Source organism: Hyphomicrobium sp., from assembly GCF_041659645.1.
In the GTDB taxonomy this organism is placed as follows: Bacteria; Pseudomonadota; Alphaproteobacteria; order Rhizobiales; family Hyphomicrobiaceae; genus Hyphomicrobium_B.
In genome coordinates this window covers 582355-602026 of sequence record NZ_JBAZXX010000001.1, presented here as the reverse complement: position 1 = coordinate 602026, position 19672 = coordinate 582355, and the positions used below count along the sequence as shown (strand labels likewise).

Here is a 19672-nt window from a genome sequence, read left to right as displayed (position 1 = left end):
ATGCCTAGGACAAGAAATCGCGATTTGTCCTTATCACGCCCGAACGCTACGGTGAACCTATAGACGCTCGGAACCAATCACTTTTCCGCGCGCAAGCTGACGGCGGCCGAAAGGCTGCCATCGCCAGCGCCGCCTGCCCTCAACGCCGAATGGGGTCGGGCGGTGCTGTTTTGGTTTTGAGTTGCGGAGAGAGCCAACCCGCCAGCAGCCGGCTCCTCGCAGGGGAGCAGCCGGCGCCAAAGGAGAGGTCTCCTCCTACTCTGCGGCCATCATCGCGTCGGCCATCGACGTCGTGTTCGGCGCCTGATCCAACATCCCGAGCGCGTGCATGTAAACTTCGAGGATGCTCTCTTCTTCCTGGCGCTCCTCGTTGCTCTTCTTACGAAGGCGCACGATCTGGCGCAGCGCCTTGACGTCGAAGCCAACGGACTTGGCTTCCGTGTACTTGTCGCGAATATCGCTCGCGAGCTGCTTCTTTTCCTCTTCGAGGCGTTCGATCTGCTCGACGAACTGGCGCAACTGATTTTGCGCCGAGGCTTGAAGCGTGCTCATGAAAACTCCTGCTATCCAGTGCCCGCCGACGCTAGCGGCGAGCGTCGGTCACAACAAGGCAGCAAACCCCGCAATCCAAAGGGATAAATTCAGCCGACCATCTTGACGTTGTATATGTCGCGTATCGATGAATTTTGATTCGCGGCGCTGTCTTTATTGCGCCGGTGCCCAACACAAGGCCCGCCCGGCGTCCGGCTCCCCGCAGGAAGTCGCCGAGCGCATTTAAAAGAACCACCGGCGCCCGACACGAGGCCGTCCCAGCGGCCGGCTCGCGAAACGCGAGTCGCTGGGACCAAACATTAATGATCCTTTGGCCGGTTTTGCTCGAAGGCCACCTGCTTATCGGGGGACGCGTCCGTCTGGTACTTGGCCTTCCATTCCTTGAAGGGCATCCCGTAGACGATCTCCCGGGCATCGTCCTTGGAGAGATCCAGCCCCTTGGCCTGAGCCGCGTCCGACATCCACGTCGACAGGCAGTTCCGGCAGAACCCGGCCAGATTCATCATATCGATGTTCTGAACGTCCGTGCGCGACTGTAAATGCTCAACGAGGCGGCGAAAAACCGCCGCTTCAAGTTCAATGGTCGTCTGCGGATCGAAAGTCTTCATGGCCAACTCCCTGACCGGCGGCGCGCACGGGTGTGCCCATACGACATAAGCACCATTACAGCCACCCGAAACCCCCGCCTATGCTGCGGCCTCTGATGCCTTGACGTGCGCGCGGCGTTTGCGCAAACCAGACCCCAATAATGAGATAACAACCAGGCATAGGCCAGTGGAGACGCTATGAAAGACGGCACGAACGGCGGCCTCCGCGCGACTTTGAGCACGCTGTTCGAAACCGCCTATCGGACGGCCCACCCGTCCGTTTGCCTGCCGTCGCACTTGCCCGCCGTTCCCGAAGGCGGCCGGATCATCGTTATCGGCGCCGGCAAGGGTTCAGCCGCCATGGCGGTTGCGGCCGAAGAGCATTACATCGCGGCGGGACAGGCCGACAAAATCTCCGGCCTCATTTCAACGCGCCACGGCTTCGGCCTTCCGACCAAGATCATCGAGATCCTGGAAGCGGGTCACCCCGTTCCCGATGCAAACTCAATCGTGGGCGCCGAACGCGCAATCGCGCTTGCGAAAAGCGCCGGTCCGAACGATCTCGTGCTGTGCCTGCTGTCGGGCGGCGCTTCCGCGATCTGGTCCGCTCCCGTGCCGGGCGTCAGCTTCGAAGCCAAGCAGGCGTTGACCAAACAGCTTTTGAAATCCGGCGCCCCGATCTCGGAAATGAATTGCATCCGCAAGCACCTTTCGGAAGTCAAAGGCGGCAAGCTCGCCGCCGCCGTTTATCCCGCCCGCCTGCTGACGCTCGCGATTTCAGATGTTCCCGGCGACAATCCCGACGAGATCGGCTCCGGCCCGACCGTCGCCGACCGTTCGACACTGGCGGATGCGCGCGCCGTCCTCGCCAAATGGAAAATCACGCCGTCGCCCGAGATCGCAAAAGCCCTTGACGATCCCAAGAACGAGACGCTGAAAACTGGCGATCCCAAGCTCTCCAATTCCAGTTACAAAATCGTGGCCGCGCCACGCGCGTCGATCGAAGCCGCCGCGACAATCGCCCGTGATCTCGGCTACCACGTCATAGAACTTGGAGACGATCTCGAAGGCGAAGCTCGCGAGGTCGCCCGCAAGCACGCGGAAATGGCGCTTGATGCCAAACGCAAGGGCGAGAAGATCGCGATCATGTCCGGCGGCGAGCTGACCGTGACAGTGCGCGGCAACGGTTCCGGCGGCCCCAATCAGGAATACGCTCTTGGCCTCGCGATCGCGCTCGACGGCACGCCGGGCATCTCCGGCCTCGCCGGCGACACCGACGGTATTGATGGCGGCGGCGGCAACGCCGGCGATCCGGCCGGTGCGATGGTTTTCCCCGATACGCTCGCCCGGGCTGCGACAGAAAATCTCAATGCCGACAAGTTCCTGGAGAACAACGACTCCACGGGTTTCTTTCGTCCCATCGGCGGTCTTATTCTGTGTGGCCCGACCCAAACCAACGTCAATGACTTCCGGGTCATCCTTGTCGATCCGTGAAATTCAAGGGACGTTGACGAAAGGCTGGAGCACCGGACCTTCTCCACCTCGAGAATTGGAGCCTCTGACTTGCTATTCCGCGATTCCCTGCGCGCAGTTTCGAGGAACGTCATTTTCTTGCTGGCCCTATGCCTCTCTGCGAGCATCGCGCACGCCGACCTGAAACTCTGCAACGCAACATCGAGCAGGGTCGGCGTCGCGATCGGCTACCAGGACACGACCGGCTGGGCGACCGAGGGCTGGTGGAATATCGCCTCGCAGACGTGCGAAACCCTTTTGAAGGGCGCATTGCCGAGCCGCTTCGTATACGTACATGCCGTCGACTATGACCGCGGCGGCGAATGGGGCGGCAAAAACGACATGTGTACGACGGAAAAATCCTTTGCCATCAGGGGGGTTCTGGATTGCCCAAAACGTGGATATAAGCGCACGGGATTTTTCGAAGTAGATACCGGCGAGGCCAAGGAGTGGACCATCCGCCTCACCGACCCCGGTCAAGGAAAAGCAGAAAAATGAGACGTAACCGGCGGGTCAAAATCGTAGCGACGCTTGGCCCCGCATCTGCTGCCCCCGAAATGGTCGAGCGGCTGTTCATGGCTGGCGTGGACGTATTCCGCATCAACATGAGTCATTCGACGCATGACGGCTCGAAGACGCTCTATAACACCGTGCGCGCCTGCGCCGCGCGCCACCGCCACCCCATCGGCATCCTCGCCGATCTCCAGGGTCCGAAATTCCGCGTCGGCAATTTCGAAGCCGGTCGCGTAAGCGTGCCGACGAATTCCATTTTTACGTTCGACCGCGATGAAACGCCCGGAACGCCAAACCACGTCCATCTCCCTCACCCTCAGATTTTTGACGCGATCCAGCCCGGACACATGCTCGTCCTCGACGACGGCAAGCTCCGCATGCGCGTCATCGAAGCGTCCCATGCACAGATCAAAGCCGAGGTCACGACGGGCGGCATTCTCGCGAGCCGCAAGGGCATCTCGATGCCCGACACGCTGCTGGCGATCAGCCCACTGACCGAGAAAGACAAGGCCGATCTGGCGCACGCACTGAAGCTTGGCGTCGATTGGGTTGCCCTATCGTTCGTTCAGCGCGCCGAGGACGTCCACGAGGTCAGGCGGTTGATCGGCAATCGCGCCGCCATCATGTCGAAGATCGAAAAGCCGTCGGCCGTCTTGGCGCTCGAAGAGGTAATCGCTGCCTCCGATGCCATCATGGTCGCGCGCGGTGACCTCGGCGTCGAAATGCCGGTCGAGAAGGTTCCCGGCATCCAGAAGAAAATCACGCGTCTGTCGCGCGCCGCCGGCAAGCCCGTTATCGTCGCGACGCAGATGCTTGAAAGCATGATTTCCTCGCCGATGCCGACGCGCGCCGAAGTTTCCGACGTCGCGACCGCAGTTTTCGATGGCGCCGATGCAATCATGCTCTCGGCCGAAAGCGCTGTTGGCCAGTTTCCGGTCGAAGCCATCCAGATGATGGACAAGATCGCGATCGAGGTTGAGCAAGATCCTGTCTACGAGCCGATGCTCTACGCGACCCAGACCGAGCCATTGCCAACCGGCGCCGACGCCATCGCCGCCGCCGCGTCCGCCATCGCCGACACCGTGAAGCTTGGTGCAATCATCTGCTACACCGCGACCGGCTCGACGGTTCTCCGCGTCACGCGAGAGCGCCCGGGCATTCCGGTCATCGGGCTGACGCCGATTGAAGCGACCGCCCGGCGCTTAGCGCTCGTTTGGGGTGTTCACACGATCCTGACGGGCGATCCGGAAAACCTCTCACACATGGTGCGTAAAGCCTGCCGCATCGCGTTCGAGGAAGGCCTAGTCAAGGCGCGCGAAGGCATCCTCATCACTGCCGGCATTCCGCTCGGCAGCCCCGGCGCGACGAACATGATCCGCATCGCCTTCATCGACGACTCCGGTGCCCCGATCGCGGAAGAGGTTTAACGACTGTCGGCTCCTATCGGAGCGCGCGGCGTAGGGGCGGCGGGACTAAATCCCCTGCCCTTCGATTTCTTTCTTCAATGCGTCGCGGGCCGTCTCGCCACCCTCGATATTGGGGTGAACCTTGAGAAGCTGGTTGTAGACTTCAAGCGCCGCTTTCTTCTCGCCCATCAGCACGAGGATTTTCGCCATGCCGTCGAGCGCGCGGAAGTTATTCGGCTCGATCGCGAGTGCGCGCCGCAAATCACCAAGCGCCGCGGGGTAATTGTCCATCCGGTATTCGATGTAGGCCCGGTGGCTCCATGCTTCGGCATATTCCGGCGAAAGCTCCACCGCCGCATCGAGAAACGGCAATGCTTTGTCGTTCTCGTTCCGCGACGAGAAAATCTCGCCGCGATCGATCAGCAGATTGGCTGTGTCTCCACCCTGCAACCGCCAGAGCCGTTCGATGGCCGCGCCGATCTCACCGGCTTGGCGGTGGTCGCCCTCCGTCGCGAGATACGCATAGAGATTATCGAGCGTTTTGGAGACGTCCTCAGGCGTCTGCGGCCAGGGCAGCCCCATCATCCCGGGCGGCCCTTTCTGTCGCGCTAAAGCGCCGGGCGAAGGGGCGACAGGGGGGGCCTTTGCGGCGGGAGGCGCCTTCTCGATGGGTGGCCGTTGCTGCGCCGGACCTGGCTCGGACGGGAAAGGCATCGTCTTCAATAGTTCGTCGTCGGCCGCAGCATTTGCCGCGCCGCCCGCAAGGGCCAAAACAACGAGAATGAGTCGCACAGAAAAAATCATGCCCCGAAGTTAATCGAGGCATGTTGCTTGGTCAAAAAGACTCTTCTGAATTCGCCGTAACGTCGCGCACGGAGCGCTGACGTCTTAGCCCTGACGGGCTTTGAAGCGGCGATGCGTCTTGTTGATGATGTAAACTCGGCCTTTGCGGCGCACGACTCGGTTATCGCGGTGCCGCGAGCGCAAGGACTTCAGGGAATTTCTAACTTTCATAACGACACCGGTTAAATATGGGCGCCGGCGGGTCTTACCACCGTCGCACCGAATGACAATTGGGTAGAGCAAGGCTTCTACCCGCGGCAATCCAAGAACACAAGGCTTTTGGCGGGGCAATTTCGCCCTTCACCTCAGGATTCTTTCGGAATTTATCAGGGATCGAAAAATCCGCCGGGAAAGGACCGCCATGGCAGTCCTGGTGGGCACTAGAGGGATCGAACCTCTGACCCCTTCCATGTCAAGGAAGTGCTCTACCGCTGAGCTAAGTGCCCGGAAGAAGCGGCTTCTAGAGGGTTAGCGATACTCAGGTCAAGCCCCGGAACGCCGCAATTCGCCGATTATCGGCGAAAGCCCTGCTTAAGCCGCCAGTAAACGGTCAACTTCCTTCACCAAGTCCTTGAGATGGAACGGCTTGGAAAGGACATGTGCGTCTTTTGGCGGCTGATTTTCGCTATTGAGGACAACCGCCGCAAACCCGGTGATGAACATGATCTTGAGATCCGGATCGATCTCGCTGGCGCGTCGCGCAAGCTCGATCCCATCCATCTTCGGCATGACGATATCGGTGAGAAGAAGCGTGAACGGCTCGGTCTTGAGACGCTCATAGGCCTCCTCGCCGTTTTCGAAGGCGACAACGTCGTAGTTCGCCTTCTCCAACGCTTTGACGAGAAAGCCGCGCATGGAGTCGTCATCCTCGGCAAGCAGGATACGACGGATCGGCAGGCTAGATGGCTTGGCGGTCATGACTACTCTGATGTGCGCGAAAATCCCCAGACGAGGAATACCCCATAACTCGTCGAATGCAAACTTGGCTCAACTTAGGTAAACGGAGCATGAAACTGTGGATAGCAACACACAAGATCGTGGCGAAATACGTATTTACCCCGAAACGCGCTTTACCTCCGCAAGCACCAAGCAAACTCAAACATGCCAAAGTCTTGCATGGACTTCGCGCTGCCCTATAGGCAATGTATCCACTTCCACGACGAAATTTTGCAGCCGGGATCTGAACGAGACAACGACGAGCCATGCCCGACGATAGATCCCACGAAGTCCCGAGCGCTTTTTTCCCGTCCTACGACGTCCTATCGCCTCGGACACAAGGCGTGCCCTTTGTTTTTTCGTCTCCCCATTCCGGGCGGCTATATCCGCCGGAATTCTTGGCGATTTCCCGCCTCGATCCGAAAACGCTTCGCCGCTCCGAGGATTGCTTCGTCGACAAACTCTTCCGCCCGGTCGCAAGTCTTGGCGCACCGCTGATCAGCGCCCGCTTTCCGCGCGCCTACCTCGATCTCAATCGCGAACCCTATGAACTCGATCCCGAGTTGGTCATCGAGCCGTTGCCCGCCCATGCCAACACCCAATCGATCCGCGTCGCCGGCGGATTGGGCACGGTTGCCCGCATCGTCGCCGATGGCGAGGAGATCTATTCCTCGCGGCTAAGCCTCTCGGCAGTACTCTCCAGAATCGAACAGCTCTACTTTCCGTTTCATGCCGAGCTTTCGCGACTCGTAACCCAGACGCGCGAGACGTTCGGCTACGCGGTTCTGATGGATTGCCATTCCATGCCGTCAACGGCGATGGCGCCGGGAGGCGCCCAGCGCCCCGACATCGTCATCGGCGATCGCTTCGGCGCGTCGGCGGATCCGCGTCTGACGCTGCTCGTGCGCGATGAATTCCAGCGCCGCGGATTTAAGGTGCAACTGAACCGCCCCTATGCCGGCGGTTACATAACCGAGCATCACGGCCGCCCGGCGCGCGGAACGCACGCCATCCAGATCGAGATCAATCGCGGTCTGTATATAAATGAGCTGACGTTCCAGGAGAACTCGGGCTACCAGCGCCTCTCGGAGGCCCTGATTGACATCGCCACGTGTCTCTTCAGCGAGGTCCCGGCCCTGCTCGACTATCGCGCGGCGGCTGAGTAAAGCGCGGCGTTTCCCAACTCCCGGATTCAACGCCGGGGTTAACCATAGAAAAAGGGCCGTCCGAATTTCACGAACGGCCCAAGTCTAGGGAGGAAACGCCCAAGGAGGGCTGCGAAGCGCGAGCCAAGCTCACATATCGCACTGCAAAAATTAAAGGTGCAGCGCATCACCAACAAATGCGATTAATGCACATCTGATCATCAGAAAACGCAGGCCTAAATATCGGGATAGGCAATGCCCAGATGCGCCGCAACTCGTGCGCGCAGCGGGTTCCCCAATAAAGAAAGGCCGTTCGAAAGCCGAACGGCCCAAGTCTAGGGAGGAAACGCCCAAATTGGGCAGCAAGAACGAAGAAGCGTGTCAACGCACTTGCACAAGAAGGATGAGCCGCTTCGGACGTCATCGCAATCTCTACGCGTATTGCACTGACACATTGGAGCGTGCATGTAACCAGCTCGCCACAACTTACGTTACTAATATGTATCTGCTTCAACATTGCCCTAATTCGAAGTAACTTCGAATGTCCGTTGGGGCACTAGGCAAATGATTGAAATCACAGGGTGAGCGCGTGTCGGGAAGTGTGCCCGCTGCGGAATTCCAAGCCATCGTCCGCGTGGCACAGGAGCTGGCCGATATTTCAGGCTCCGTTATCCTCAAGCATTTTCGTAAACCGATGCCTGTGGAAAACAAAGCGTCAGGCGGCGCTTTCGATCCGGTGACGAAGGCCGACCGCGGAGCCGAGAAGGCGATCGTGCAGGCGCTGTCCACCCGTTTCCCCGATCACGGCATCATCGGCGAGGAGTTCGGCACGCGCCCGGGCACGAGCGCCTACAAATGGGTCATCGACCCAATCGACGGCACTCGCTCGTTTATTATCGGCTCGCCCCTGTGGGGCACGCTGATCGGAGTGCTGAAGAACGACGAGCCGGTTTTCGGCCTTGTGGATCAGCCCTTCACAGGCGAACGCTTCTGGTCGGGCGACAAGGCTGCCTACCACAACATCCGGGGTGGCCGTCCCGCCCGCATCAAGACGCGCGAATGTCTCCGGATCGAAGATGCCGTCTTTACGTCTACACACCCGGATCTCTTTGAGACCAACGAGCAGATAGCGGCCCTCACCGCGCTCAAATCGAAAGCGCGCCTGACGCGCTACGGCGGCGACTGCTACGGCTATTGTCTTCTCGCGGCAGGCTTCGTCGACGTCATCATCGAGTGCGGGCTGAAACCCTACGACATCGTCGCCATCATCCCGATCGTCGAGCGCGCAGGCGGTGCGATCACGACATGGACCGGTGGCGATCCGTCGTCTGGCGGCGACATCATCGCGACGGGCGACCCTCGCCTCCACGAAGACGTCCTGGCCTTGCTCAACAAGCTCTAGAAGCTTCCCGACGGTGTCGCCTCGATGCCCATATAAGCATCGAAAGCCGCCCAAAATCTCTGCCGAATTGCGTCCGTCTCGTGCAGGATTTCGTGCCGCGATCCCGGCATGAGAATATGCCCGCCCGATTTGAGATCGACGGCGAAATCCTCGATCGCCTGAGTCGAAACGATGTGATCGGCGCCGGCCGCGAACAGCATCATCGGCACGCACACGTATTTCGGGTAATCGGGCCGCGAAAGCATGGCGCAGCTTCTCAGCGCCGCCCGCAGCCAGCCGATCGTCGGCGATCCAAGCGCCAGGTCGGGCGCCGCTTCGATGATCGATTTGATGCGCGACCAGCGAACATAATCCGTCGTCAACCGGTTGGTCTCGAAGTCTGTGAGGTCGTTGGGATGATTGCCGCCACCCTGGACATACGCCGTCGCCAGTCCGAACATCGATGCCGTCGACGCGTAGGCCATGGCCAGCGACCGGGTCGCCCCGAGCATCCGCCTGTGAATATCGATCATCGGCGACATCAGGATCATGCGCGCGAACGGGCTCGACTCGTCCTGCGCCCCGCGCAGCAGAATGTTGCCGCCGAGCGAATGTCCGAGTCCGATCAGCGGCTCCGGCAGCGTCGGCCGGACGATCTCATCGATAAAAATCGCGAGATCACGGTCGTATTCGGTGAAAGCCACCACATGGCCCTTATGCGGGTTCGACAGCATCCGCTCCGACCCGCCCTGCCCCCTGAGATCGAAAATAGCGACGGCAAATCCCCGCCGCCTCAGATCCGCGATCACCTCGAAGTACTTCTCGATGAACTCGCCACGCCCCTGCACGATGCAGACCGTGCCGCGCGCTGGCCCGCGCGTCGCATGCCACAACGCCGCGCGAAGCTGCAAGCCGTCGTAGCCGTCGAAAGCCAGAACATTAGCGCCGCTCGGAACGGGATTGATCGAAAGGGATACGAGTTTCATCTGCCGCTCTTCATGCCCCAGTTGCGAGGCAAAAAATGTTCAAGGAAGAAACGCGAACCAACGCGATAGCACACGATATTGGCGGCCCGTGCGTGACGGCGCACTTATTAACGGCCGGTGCGCGACTGCACACATATTAGCGACATGTCCTCTTGAAGCGGTTTTTCCGCTTCCTACTTTTTGAGTGTGGTTGCCGCGAAGCGGGACCGCACTTGGAAGTCCGAGCCAACCGGCCGGTCTACATGTCGCTTCTCATGGAGGATATGTCATGCGACACGCTGAATTTGCCCCCTTTTATCGTTCCGCCATCGGCTTCGATCGCCTGTTCCAGGCACTTGATCGATCTGCCGGTTTCGACAGCGAATCCACCTACCCGCCTTATAACATCGAACGCACCGGCGAGAACGCATACCGGATCACATTGGCCGTGGCCGGGTTCTCACAGGACGAGTTAAAGATCGAGGTCAAAGACCAGACTCTTTCGATCGTCGGCGAAAAGACCGCGGAGTCCGGCGACAAGACTTTTCTTCATCGCGGCATTGCGGCCCGCGCGTTCGAGCGCCGCTTCCAGCTTGCCGACCACGTCGATCCGACAGGCGCCAAATTCGAGAACGGCCTCCTGCACGTCGATCTCGTCCGCAATGTTCCGGAGAGCAAAAAGCCGCGGACGATTGCCATCGGCGGCGCGGAACCAGTCCAACAGCTTGAAACCAAAGTAGCGGCTTAACCCCGCGTCTCCAGCATAATCTCCAACGGCAGCTGTGCTTCGGCAGAGCTGCCGTTTTGCGTCCGGAAAGCCGGAGCGCGACCGCTGAGAAATTTTGTTGCTCAAGCATCGCTCGGCACTTGCCAAAACGATCATCACAACGCCCGCGTGTTACCGCTTGTGCCGCAGTGTCAAATCTGTAGAATTTGCTAGATAGGTCAACATTGCTGTCCTTTATGCGCCCGCAGGGGCGTCACTTAAGAACAGCGCGGACGTGAGCAATCGGCCGTGGCGTCGCTTTGCGGCCTCTAAGTGGCGGCGTGGGAGACATTCAAGTGATTGAATACAGGATATGCGGTTTGCGGGGCCGTGCAATCGGCGGCGGGCTTCAATCCATGAGCCGCCATCAGGCCATAACGCGCCCTGACCGAAAACGACGGTACCGGGCGTAGTAGTCTTCTATCGACGATATTGCGCGAAGGTCGAAAAGCAAAGCAGCCTTCGACCTGCCACCCTTCCGAATAACGAAGTTTTGAATTTGAGCCATTAGGCCATACGAGGCGAGAAATGAGCGAAGGTTATCTGTCTCCGCTAGAGGACGAGATCGGCACGGGAAGCCGTCCGGCGGCAGCAGGCCTTTTTGACCCGGGACACGAGCAAGACGCGTGTGGCGTCGGCTTCATCGCGAACCTGAAGGGCCGCAAGTCGCACAGCATCGTTGAAGGCGCCCTGCAGATTCTCGAAAATCTCGAGCATCGCGGCGCTGTCGGCGCCGACCCGCTGTCGGGCGACGGCGCCGGCATCCTGATTCAGATCCCGCACGACTTTCTGGCCGCCGAAACGAAATCCCTCGGCTTCGAACTGCCGGAGCCCGGCCAGTACGCCGTCGGCCATATCTTCATGCCGCGCGATGAGCGCTTGCGGGCACACTGCGAGCGCGTCTGGGCGCGCTGCCTCAAGGAAGAAAAGCTTGAGCTGATCGGCTGGCGCACGGTCCCCGTCGAGAATGGTTGTCTGTCGGACATGGTCCGCGACGTCGAGCCGGTGCACCGTCAGGTCTTCGTCCGCCGTCCCGCAGGCATGGCCGATCAGGAAGAATTCGAACGTCACCTCTTTATCGTGCGCAAGGTCGTTTCAAACGCGGTCCACGACGCCTACAAGGGCCGCGACATTGGCCACTACACCGTTTCGCTGTCGACACGCACCCTCGTCTACAAGGGGATGTTCCTCTCCTTCCAGGTGAAGGCCTATTACAAGGACCTCTCTGACCCCCGTCTGGTGTCGGCGCTGGCGCTTGTGCATCAACGCTTCTCGACAAACACGTTTCCGTCCTGGAAGCTGGCCCATCCTTACCGGATGGTCGCGCACAACGGCGAAATCAACACGCTGCGCGGCAACGTCAACTGGATGGCGGCACGCCAGGCTTCCGTGTCCTCGCCGCTCTTTGGCGATGGCATCTCGAAGCTTTGGCCCATCTCTTACGAAGGCCAATCCGATACCGCCTGCTTCGACAACGCCCTTGAATTCCTCGTCATGGGCGGCTACAGCCTTTCGCACGCAGCGATGATGCTGATCCCGGAAGCCTGGGCCGGCAATCCGACGATGGATACGAAGCGCCGCGCCTTCTACGAATATCACGCCTGCCTGATGGAACCGTGGGACGGCCCCGCCGCCATGGCCTTCACCGACGGCCGCCAAATTGGCGCCACGCTTGACCGCAACGGCCTGCGCCCGGCACGCTACCTCGTCACCAAGGACGACACCGTCATTATGTCTTCGGAATCGGGCGTGTTGCCGGTCGAAGAACAGAACATCGTCAAGAAGTGGCGGTTGCAGCCGGGCAAGATGCTACTGATCGACCTTGAGAAGGGCTGCATCATCTCGGATGAAGAGCTCAAGGCCGAGATCGCCGCAAGCCACCCCTACGAAAATTGGCTGAAGCGCACGCAGATCAAGGTCTCCGACCTGCCCCTGCCGACGAAGACAGCCACGACAGCCAAGTCGAACGTCGCGCTGCTCGATCTGCAGCAATCGTTCGGCTACACGCAGGAAAGCATCAAGTTCCTTCTGACGCCGATGGCGGAGAAGGGCGAAGAAGCGACGGGCTCGATGGGCACCGACACGCCGATTTCGGCCCTGTCGTCGAAATCGAAGCTCCTGCACACCTACTTCAAGCAGAACTTCGCGCAGGTGACGAACCCGCCGATCGACTCGATCCGCGAAGAGCTGGTGATGAGCCTTGTCTCCTTCATCGGTCCGCGTCCGAATATTCTCGATCTGCAGGGAACTTCGAAGCAGAAGCGCCTCGAAGTCGATCAACCGATCCTGACGAACGAAGACCTGGAGCGCGTCCGCGGCATCGGCGCCGTCAAGGACAACGACTTCGAATCGATCACCATCGACATCACCTATCCGGCCGACAAGGGCGAAGGCGGTATGGGCCCCGCCCTCGACGGCATCTGCGCCGAGGCGGAAGAGTATGTCCGCGCCAAGGAGTTCAACATCATCATCCTGTCCGACCGGCGCGCCGGTCCGGACCGCATCGCCATTCCGTCGCTGCTCGCAACGTCGGCCGTGCATCATCACCTGATCAAGCAGGGCCTCCGCACCTCCGTCGGCCTCGTCATCGAGACGGGCGAAGCGCACGAGATCAACCAGTTCTGCACGCTCGCGGGCTACGGCGCGGAAGCGATCAACCCCTATCTCGCATTCGAAACGCTCTACACCATGATCCCGGAGCTTCCCGAGGGAACCACTCCGGAAATGGTCAAGAAGCGCTTCATCAAGGCCATCGGCAAGGCCGTGATGAAGGTCATGGCGAAGATGGGCATCTCGACCTATCAGTCCTACTGCGGCGCTCAGATCTTTGACGCCGTCGGCCTTCGTTCGAGCTTTGTCGACCGCTATTTCACCGGCACGCATACGCCGGTCGAGGGCGTCGGCCTCCGTGAGATCGCGCGCGAAACCGTTGAGCGCCACCAGATGGCGTTCGGTGACGTGCCTGTACTCGCGAACGCCTTGGAAGTCGGCGGCGAGTACGCCTACCGTGTCCGCGGCGAAGCCCACATGTGGCGGCCGGTGACGGTTGCCGACCTGCAGCACGCCGTCCGCTCGACCGACAACAAGGATGCGATGGCCGGCCGTATACCGCAGAAATTCCGCGAGTATTCCAAGGCGATCAATGACCAGTCCGAACAGTTGATGACACTGCGTGGCATGTTCCGCTTCCGCTCTCCGGAAAGCTTTGGCCGCAAGCCCGTTCCGATTGAGGAAGTCGAGTCCGCGGCCAGCATCGTGAAGCGCTTCGCGACCGGCGCCATGAGCTACGGTTCGATCAGCCGCGAAGCGCACACCACGCTTGCAATCGCGATGAACCGCATCGGCGGCCGCTCGAACACCGGCGAAGGCGGCGAGGAATCCGATCGCTTCAAGCCGATGGCGAACGGCGACTCGATGCGCTCCGCAATCAAGCAGGTCGCCTCCGGCCGTTTCGGCGTGACGACCGAATACCTCGTCAACTCCGACATGATGCAGATCAAGATGGCCCAGGGCGCAAAGCCCGGCGAAGGCGGTCAGTTGCCCGGCCACAAGGTCGACGCGACGATCGCTAAGGTCCGTCACTCGACGCCGGGCGTGACACTGGTCTCACCGCCGCCGCATCACGACATCTACTCGATCGAAGATTTGGCGCAGCTCATCTACGATCTGAAGAACGTCAATCCGAAAGCCGACGTCTCGGTAAAGCTAGTTTCCGAAGTTGGCGTCGGCACCGTCGCGGCGGGCGTCGCCAAGGCGCGCGCCGACCATGTGACGATCTCCGGCTTCGAAGGCGGCACGGGCGCTTCCCCGCTGACCTCGATCAAGCACGCCGGCTCTCCGTGGGAAATCGGTCTCGCCGAAACCCACCAGACACTCGTCGGCAATCTGCTTCGCGGCCGTATCGCTGTTCAAGTCGATGGCGGCATCCGCACCGGCCGTGACGTCGTGATCGGCGCCCTTCTCGGCGCCGACGAATTCGGCTTCGCAACAGCGCCCCTGATCGCCGCCGGCTGCATCATGATGCGCAAGTGCCACCTCAACACCTGCCCGGTCGGCGTCGCGACGCAAGACCCGGCTCTGCGCGCCAAGTTCTCCGGTAAGCCCGAGCACGTCATCAACTTCTTCTTCTTCGTCGCCGAAGAAGTTCGCGAGATCATGGCCCAACTCGGCTTCCGCAACTTCAACGAAATGATCGGCCAAAGCGATCAGCTCGATAAAGATCGCGCCATCGAGCACTGGAAGGCGCGCGGCCTCGACTTCACCAAGCTGTTCCACAAACCGCACCCGCCGAAGGGCGTCGCGATTTACAACAGCGAGCGCCAAGACCACGGCCTGGACAAAGTTCTCGACGTCACCCTCATCGAACTGGCGAAACCGGCGCTCGAGTTGAAGCGCCCGGTAAAGGGCGAAGTCGCCATCAAGAACGTCAACCGCTCGACCGGCGCGATGCTCTCGGGCGAGGTCGCCAAGCGCTTCGGTCATACCGGCTTACCAGAAGACACCATCTGGATATCCTTCAACGGCACCGCCGGACAGGCGTTCGGCGCCTGGGTCGCGCACGGCGTCACGCTCGATCTGATCGGCGAAGGCAACGACTACGTCGGCAAGGGACTTTCCGGCGGCAAGCTGATCGTCCGCCCCGATCCGAAATCGAGCATCGTGCCCGAAGAAAGCATCATCGTCGGCAACACAGTGCTCTACGGCGCCATCACCGGAGAGTGCTATTTCCGTGGCGTCGCCGGCGAGCGCTTCGCGGTGCGCAACTCGGGTGCGTATGCTGTTGTCGAAGGTACCGGCGATCACGGCTGCGAATACATGACCGGCGGCGTCGTCGTCGTCCTCGGCGAGACCGGACGCAACTTCGCGGCCGGTATGTCGGGCGGCATCGCCTACGTCCTCGACGAAAGCGGCAAATTCGAAAACAACCTCAACAAGGATATGGTGCAGCTCGAAGCCATCACGGCCGACCCGGGCTCGCTACAGAAGCTCGCACAGCAGGGCGGTGACGTCGCGATTGCCGTCAGGAACGTCATGATCGACATGCGCGAGCAGGACGTCGAACGGCTGCACACGCTGATCTCGCGCCATGCTCACTACACCAACTCACGCCGAGCTCAGGAAATCCTGAAAAACTTCGCGGCCTACCTGCCGAAGTTCAAGAAGGTGATGCCGGTCGAATACCGCCGCGCATTGAGCGAGCTGGCCAAGGCCCGCGAGACAAATCGCGAGGCAGAACTTGCGGCAGTAAAGCAATAGCGATCGCTTCGGTATAACGCGGATAGACAGACGAAAGAAGAAATAGACGAATGGGCAAGCCGACTGGTTTTCTGGAAATCGACCGCGCCGACCGCAAGTACCGTCCGGTCGAAGAGCGTCTGCAGCACTATAAGGAATTCGTCGTTCCGCTGTCCGAGCCTGAGACGAAAAAGCAGGCGGCGCGGTGCATGGATTGCGGCATTCCCTATTGTCACAACGGCTGCCCGGTCAACAATCAGATCCCCGATTGGAACGACCTCGTCTACCGTGGCGACTGGAAAGATGCCGCCGAAAACCTGCATTCGACCAATAACTTCCCCGAGGTGACGGGCCGCATTTGCCCGGCGCCATGCGAAGCGGCCTGCACGCTCAACATCGACGACGTGCCGGTGACGATCAAAACGATCGAATGCTCGATCGTTGACCGCGCCTGGGATGAGGGATGGGTGCAGCCGCTGCCGCCCGACAAGAAGACAGGCAAGAAGGTCGCCGTCATCGGCTCGGGCCCCGCTGGACTGGCTGCTGCTCAACAGCTTGCTCGCGCCGGCCACGACGTTCACGTCTACGAGAAGAATGCCCGTCCTGGCGGATTGCTGGTTTACGGCATCCCCGACTTCAAGATGGAAAAGGCCGTCATCGCCCGTCGCGTCAAGCAGATGGAAGCCGAAGGCGTCACCTTCCATTGCGGCATCCACGTCGGCCAGGATCTCTCCGCGAAATACCTTGAATCGAAGCACGACGCCGTGCTGATCGCGATCGGCTCCGAGCAGCCTTTCGACTTCTTCGCCAAGTCGCCGGGCCGCAACCTCGACGGCATGCATTACGCCATGGATTTCCTCCCGCAGCAGAACCGCCGCAACGCGGGCGAGCCGCAGAAGCCGAAGACGAACGAGATCTCGGCCAAGGACAAGCACGTCATCGTCATCGGCGGCGGCGACACCGGCTCCGACTGCATCGGCACGTCTTTCCGCCAAGGAGCCAAGAGCGTGACGCAGCTCGAAATCATGCCGATGCCGCCCGAAAAGGAGAACAAGTCACTCTCCTGGCCACACTGGCCGCTGAAGCTGCGCGTTTCCTCGTCGCAAGCCGAAGGCGCCAAGACCGAGTATTCGATCTCCACCACCGGCTTCTCTGGCGAAGACGGCAAGGTGAAAAAGCTCAACTACACGCGCGTCAACGCCAACCTGCAGCCGATCAAAGGCACGGAAGGCGCGCTCGACGCCGACCTCGTATTGTTCGCGATGGGCTTCTCGGGTCCGGTCGAGACCGACATCGTCAAGGAGTTCGCGCTTCCCGTCGTGCCGCGTGGACGCTTCAAGGGCCTCGACGCGACGGACAAGGACTATAAGCTCGGAACCTCGCCAAAGCTGTTCTGCGCCGGCGATATCCGTCGCGGCCAGTCGCTCGTCGTCTGGGCGATCCGCGAAGGCCGCCAAGCAGCCCACGCCATCGACAAGTTCCTGATGGGCTCGACCGTCCTGCCGCGCTGAAGCGATCGACCGTTGTTTTAGGCAAGACGTAGCGCGACCGCACCAAGACCAATAAGGCCAGCGCCGATCAAGCGCGCTGGCCCAAGACGCTCCCGCAAAACGATCCCGGCGATTGCAGTCCCGAAAAGGATTGACGTCTCGCGGAGCGCCGCGACCATCGCTATAGGCGCCGTCATCATGGCGCCGAGCACGAGCGCATAAGAGAGTACGGTCGCGGCTCCGCCAAACACCCCGGTTCGCCATTGCCTCCGAACAACACCGACGAACGCCTCACGCCTCGCGAAAACCACCCATGCCATCAGCGGAAACCCCGTTAGCATGAAAACCCAGGCAGCATACGCCGTCGGAGACCCTGAGAGGCGCGTCCCGGCGCCGTCGATCAATGTGTAGCTAGCGATCACGATCGCATTGAGCAACGCCAGATAGATACCACGCATATCGCTTGCCTTGCCTTCCTTCACCATCGTTATGATACCGACACAAATCAGCCCGACGCCCATCCAAGCCGGAATGGAGAGCTTTTCTCCGAACGCAGATACGCTCGCGAGCGCCACGAGAAATGGCGCCGTTCCACGCATCAGCGGATAGACTTGTCCCATATCTCCGACGCGATACGCCGAGCCCACCAGCGCAAAATACACGATATGAATGAGGACGGAGGAGGCGATAAACGGCCAGCATGGACGCGCCGGAGAAGCGAGAAATGGAAGAACCATCGCAGCCGTCACGGACGCTGATGCAGCGACCATAATTGTCATAAGCACTTTGTCGTCACCGCTTTTGACGACAGCATTCCATGATGCGTGCAGCGCCGCAGCGAACAATACGATAGCAAAAACCGAAAATGACATCAGCTACGCAGGACTTTTGTTGAGCCGGGGGGCCGCTTGTCGGGCCATCATCCGCGCGGCTGCGGCTCGGCGGGCTTCGCGTCGCTGGTGGTATCGGGCTTCGGCGGCCAAGTCAGGTCGTCGGCCCGCCCCGGTTTCGGCTGAAGGCGTTCGCCTTTGACAAGCAGCCGGAAATACGGCGCCTGCGTCGGTGACAGGCGGCCACGGTCCCTGTTTCCGGACGGCGAAATCGAGCTCATCAAGGTGATGCCGCCAGCGATCTGATCGACCAACATATCCCCGCGCTGGCCGGATGCTTCCCGCCGCGCCATCAGCGCCACGACCGACGCCGGAATGGCGGGACGCACGATCTGGATCGTCTGAGTTTCTTCCCGGCCATTGCCGCCAACGACCCTCAAAACGATTTTGCCGTCGTCTTGCTTCTGATCGCCCGAACCATCGGTTGTTGACGACGCGGACGTACCGCTGAGACCGCGCGCCCGCACGACTGGCGGCGCCGAACCCTTACCCTCAGCCACCGGCGAGGACGGTGCGGGTGTTTTCACGGCATTACCCGGATTGATCTTATCCTGTTCCGCTTCCGCACCGAGCAGCGGAATGTTCCGGTTCGTCTTGGCTTGAATGAGATCGGGCCGCAGCTCTTTCTCGACGAAATGCGCGAGTTTCCGATTACCCGGATCGGTAAAATTCACACCGTCCCTGAGACGCAACAGACGGATGGCGCCCTCAAGGTCCGGGCCGTAAGCCGAGTAGGCGCCGTTTTCATCCGTGAAGCCCTGGTAGGCATCGATATATTTGTAGCCGTTGAGGTAGGCGCGTTCGCGGATCACATCGTTGATGCGCTGCGCCAGATCGTTGGCATCCGAGCGCGCAAGGTTCGGCAGTCCGACCCAATAGACGGCCGCGTTGCGCGTCTTGAATACGCGCATCAGCCGATCGACGCGTCGCGTGTATTCGATCATCCAGGCTTCGCTGCCTATCGGCAGGCGCTTGCCATCCTCTCCCTTGATCGAAATGCGGTCTTCCTGCCCGGTCATCACGACCGCGATATTGAAAGACTGGCTCGCGATCGCCTTTTCAAGGCCCGCGATTTTTGCGTCGAAATTCGGGATGGCGATGCCCGCAATCGGCGTCACCTGCTGCTGGATGTTCAACCTCGCGTCGGTGCCGAAGGCGGCATCGAGCCCCTTGAGTAAGCCCGGCGCGAAGTCGTCGCCGAACACGCTCACTTGATAGACGTCATTGTCTGGAAAGGGAGTAAGGAACGTCCCGACCTGATCGTCGTCCCCAGCTAACGCCGACGGCGCGAAAAGAGCCGGCGTCGCCAGCACAGCCGCCAGCACGACGGCGAGCGCCACGCCCAGGAGGCGGAGATGCCGACAGAAGGCGCTCATGCCGTCAGATGCCTTTCGCGAATTTGAAAGCGGCCAGAAAACCACCCGTAAAATGGCCAGTGCTCAACGATTCCA

Annotated in this window: 16 protein-coding genes and 1 tRNA gene; 8 read left to right on the top strand and 9 right to left on the bottom strand. The window is 60.6% G+C overall.

What is annotated here, in order from left to right; all coding sequences use genetic code 11:
• Positions 1 to 255: 255 nt before the first annotated feature.
• The gene (locus WC811_RS02735; protein WP_372640718.1) at positions 256 to 552 is read right to left on the bottom strand and encodes a DUF2312 domain-containing protein; all 297 of its coding nucleotides are present in this window, start codon (positions 550 to 552) and stop codon (positions 256 to 258) included.
• Between the two features lie 299 nt (positions 553 to 851).
• A complete protein-coding gene (locus WC811_RS02730; protein WP_372640715.1) occupies positions 852 to 1160 on the bottom strand; it encodes a DUF1244 domain-containing protein in 309 nt (102 codons plus the stop codon).
• Positions 1161 to 1337: 177 nt separating this feature from the next.
• Between WC811_RS02730 and WC811_RS02725 the strand changes: the two genes are divergently transcribed.
• The 3 genes from WC811_RS02725 to pyk all read left to right on the top strand — a co-directional run bounded on the left by WC811_RS02725 (position 1338) and on the right by pyk (position 4591).
• The gene (locus WC811_RS02725) at positions 1338 to 2633 is read left to right on the top strand and encodes a glycerate kinase (protein ID WP_372640713.1); all 1296 of its coding nucleotides are present in this window, start codon (positions 1338 to 1340) and stop codon (positions 2631 to 2633) included.
• 117 nt (positions 2634 to 2750) lie between these two features.
• Positions 2751 to 3149 carry a DUF1036 domain-containing protein gene (locus tag WC811_RS02720; RefSeq protein WP_372640710.1) on the top strand — a complete coding sequence of 133 codons (399 nt, stop codon included), beginning with the start codon at positions 2751 to 2753 and terminating at the stop codon, positions 3147 to 3149.
• The gene (gene pyk, locus WC811_RS02715) at positions 3146 to 4591 is read left to right on the top strand and encodes a pyruvate kinase (RefSeq protein WP_372640708.1); all 1446 of its coding nucleotides are present in this window, start codon (positions 3146 to 3148) and stop codon (positions 4589 to 4591) included. Before WC811_RS02720 ends, pyk begins: the two co-directional genes overlap by 4 nt.
• Before the next feature lie 45 nt (positions 4592 to 4636).
• Here pyk and WC811_RS02710 read toward each other — a convergent pair whose 3' ends face one another.
• From WC811_RS02710 to cpdR, 4 genes are all read right to left on the bottom strand, one after another.
• Positions 4637 to 5374, bottom strand: a complete 738-nt coding sequence (locus WC811_RS02710) for a tetratricopeptide repeat protein (RefSeq protein WP_372640706.1) — start codon at positions 5372 to 5374, stop codon at positions 4637 to 4639.
• An 84-nt stretch (positions 5375 to 5458) separates the two neighbouring features.
• Positions 5459 to 5584, bottom strand: coding sequence for a type B 50S ribosomal protein L36 (gene ykgO / locus WC811_RS02705; RefSeq protein WP_372640704.1), 126 nt, complete (start codon positions 5582 to 5584; stop codon positions 5459 to 5461).
• A 200-nt stretch (positions 5585 to 5784) separates the two neighbouring features.
• Positions 5785 to 5859 (bottom strand) — tRNA-Val (locus WC811_RS02700).
• A gap of 85 nt (positions 5860 to 5944) precedes the next feature.
• Complete coding sequence (gene cpdR / locus WC811_RS02695; protein WP_372640701.1) at positions 5945 to 6331, bottom strand: cell cycle two-component system response regulator CpdR; 387 nt, start codon at positions 6329 to 6331, stop codon at positions 5945 to 5947.
• A 284-nt stretch (positions 6332 to 6615) separates the two neighbouring features.
• On the opposite strand from cpdR, the gene WC811_RS02690 reads away from it, so the two are divergent.
• Both WC811_RS02690 and hisN read left to right on the top strand, forming a co-directional pair.
• Entirely contained in the window at positions 6616 to 7515 is a 900-nt protein-coding gene (locus WC811_RS02690) for an N-formylglutamate amidohydrolase (protein WP_372640698.1), read from the top strand.
• A gap of 568 nt (positions 7516 to 8083) precedes the next feature.
• Entirely contained in the window at positions 8084 to 8896 is an 813-nt protein-coding gene (gene hisN, locus WC811_RS02685; RefSeq protein ID WP_372641738.1) for a histidinol-phosphatase, read from the top strand.
• Here the strand turns inward: hisN and WC811_RS02680 are convergent.
• Positions 8893 to 9861 carry an alpha/beta fold hydrolase gene (locus WC811_RS02680; protein ID WP_372640696.1) on the bottom strand — a complete coding sequence of 323 codons (969 nt, stop codon included), beginning with the start codon at positions 9859 to 9861 and terminating at the stop codon, positions 8893 to 8895. The two genes, hisN and WC811_RS02680, sit on opposite strands and share 4 nt — an antisense overlap.
• A 268-nt stretch (positions 9862 to 10129) precedes the next feature.
• Between WC811_RS02680 and WC811_RS02675 the strand changes: the two genes are divergently transcribed.
• The 3 genes from WC811_RS02675 to WC811_RS02665 all read left to right on the top strand — a co-directional run bounded on the left by WC811_RS02675 (position 10130) and on the right by WC811_RS02665 (position 17352).
• Positions 10130 to 10588 carry an Hsp20 family protein gene (locus tag WC811_RS02675; RefSeq protein ID WP_372640693.1) on the top strand — a complete coding sequence of 153 codons (459 nt, stop codon included), beginning with the start codon at positions 10130 to 10132 and terminating at the stop codon, positions 10586 to 10588.
• 546 nt (positions 10589 to 11134) lie between these two features.
• Entirely contained in the window at positions 11135 to 15862 is a 4728-nt protein-coding gene (gene gltB, locus WC811_RS02670; protein ID WP_372640690.1) for a glutamate synthase large subunit, read from the top strand.
• 50 nt (positions 15863 to 15912) lie between these two features.
• Positions 15913 to 17352 (top strand): glutamate synthase subunit beta, encoded by a 1440-nt coding sequence (locus WC811_RS02665; RefSeq protein WP_372640687.1) that lies wholly within the window; start codon positions 15913 to 15915, stop codon positions 17350 to 17352.
• Between the two features lie 17 nt (positions 17353 to 17369).
• Here the strand turns inward: WC811_RS02665 and WC811_RS02660 are convergent, their stop codons facing one another.
• A complete protein-coding gene (locus tag WC811_RS02660) occupies positions 17370 to 18203 on the bottom strand; it encodes an EamA family transporter (protein WP_372640685.1) in 834 nt (277 codons plus the stop codon).
• A 47-nt stretch (positions 18204 to 18250) separates the two neighbouring features.
• The gene (locus WC811_RS02655; protein ID WP_372640682.1) at positions 18251 to 19597 is read right to left on the bottom strand and encodes a DUF459 domain-containing protein; all 1347 of its coding nucleotides are present in this window, start codon (positions 19595 to 19597) and stop codon (positions 18251 to 18253) included.
• Positions 19598 to 19672: the final 75 nt, after the last annotated feature.

Bases quoted from the DNA above. Each gene is read 5' to 3' on its own strand.
- cpdR (WP_372640701.1), bottom strand. From the start codon at position 6,331: ATGACCGCCAAGCCATCTAGCCTGCCGATCCGTCGTATCCTGCTTGCC.
- WC811_RS02690 (WP_372640698.1), top strand. From the start codon at position 6,616: ATGCCCGACGATAGATCCCACGAAGTCCCGAGCGCTTTTTTCCCGTCC.
- WC811_RS02725 (WP_372640713.1), top strand. From the start codon at position 1,338: ATGAAAGACGGCACGAACGGCGGCCTCCGCGCGACTTTGAGCACGCTG.
- WC811_RS02710 (WP_372640706.1), bottom strand. From the start codon at position 5,374: ATGATTTTTTCTGTGCGACTCATTCTCGTTGTTTTGGCCCTTGCGGGC.
- ykgO (WP_372640704.1), bottom strand. From the start codon at position 5,584: ATGAAAGTTAGAAATTCCCTGAAGTCCTTGCGCTCGCGGCACCGCGAT.
- WC811_RS02735 (WP_372640718.1), bottom strand. From the start codon at position 552: ATGAGCACGCTTCAAGCCTCGGCGCAAAATCAGTTGCGCCAGTTCGTC.
- WC811_RS02655 (WP_372640682.1), bottom strand. From the start codon at position 19,597: ATGAGCGCCTTCTGTCGGCATCTCCGCCTCCTGGGCGTGGCGCTCGCC.
- WC811_RS02680 (WP_372640696.1), bottom strand. From the start codon at position 9,861: ATGAAACTCGTATCCCTTTCGATCAATCCCGTTCCGAGCGGCGCTAAT.
- WC811_RS02660 (WP_372640685.1), bottom strand. From the start codon at position 18,203: ATGTCATTTTCGGTTTTTGCTATCGTATTGTTCGCTGCGGCGCTGCAC.
- pyk (WP_372640708.1), top strand. From the start codon at position 3,146: ATGAGACGTAACCGGCGGGTCAAAATCGTAGCGACGCTTGGCCCCGCA.
- WC811_RS02675 (WP_372640693.1), top strand. From the start codon at position 10,130: ATGCGACACGCTGAATTTGCCCCCTTTTATCGTTCCGCCATCGGCTTC.
- gltB (WP_372640690.1), top strand. From the start codon at position 11,135: ATGAGCGAAGGTTATCTGTCTCCGCTAGAGGACGAGATCGGCACGGGA.
- WC811_RS02730 (WP_372640715.1), bottom strand. From the start codon at position 1,160: ATGAAGACTTTCGATCCGCAGACGACCATTGAACTTGAAGCGGCGGTT.
- WC811_RS02665 (WP_372640687.1), top strand. From the start codon at position 15,913: ATGGGCAAGCCGACTGGTTTTCTGGAAATCGACCGCGCCGACCGCAAG.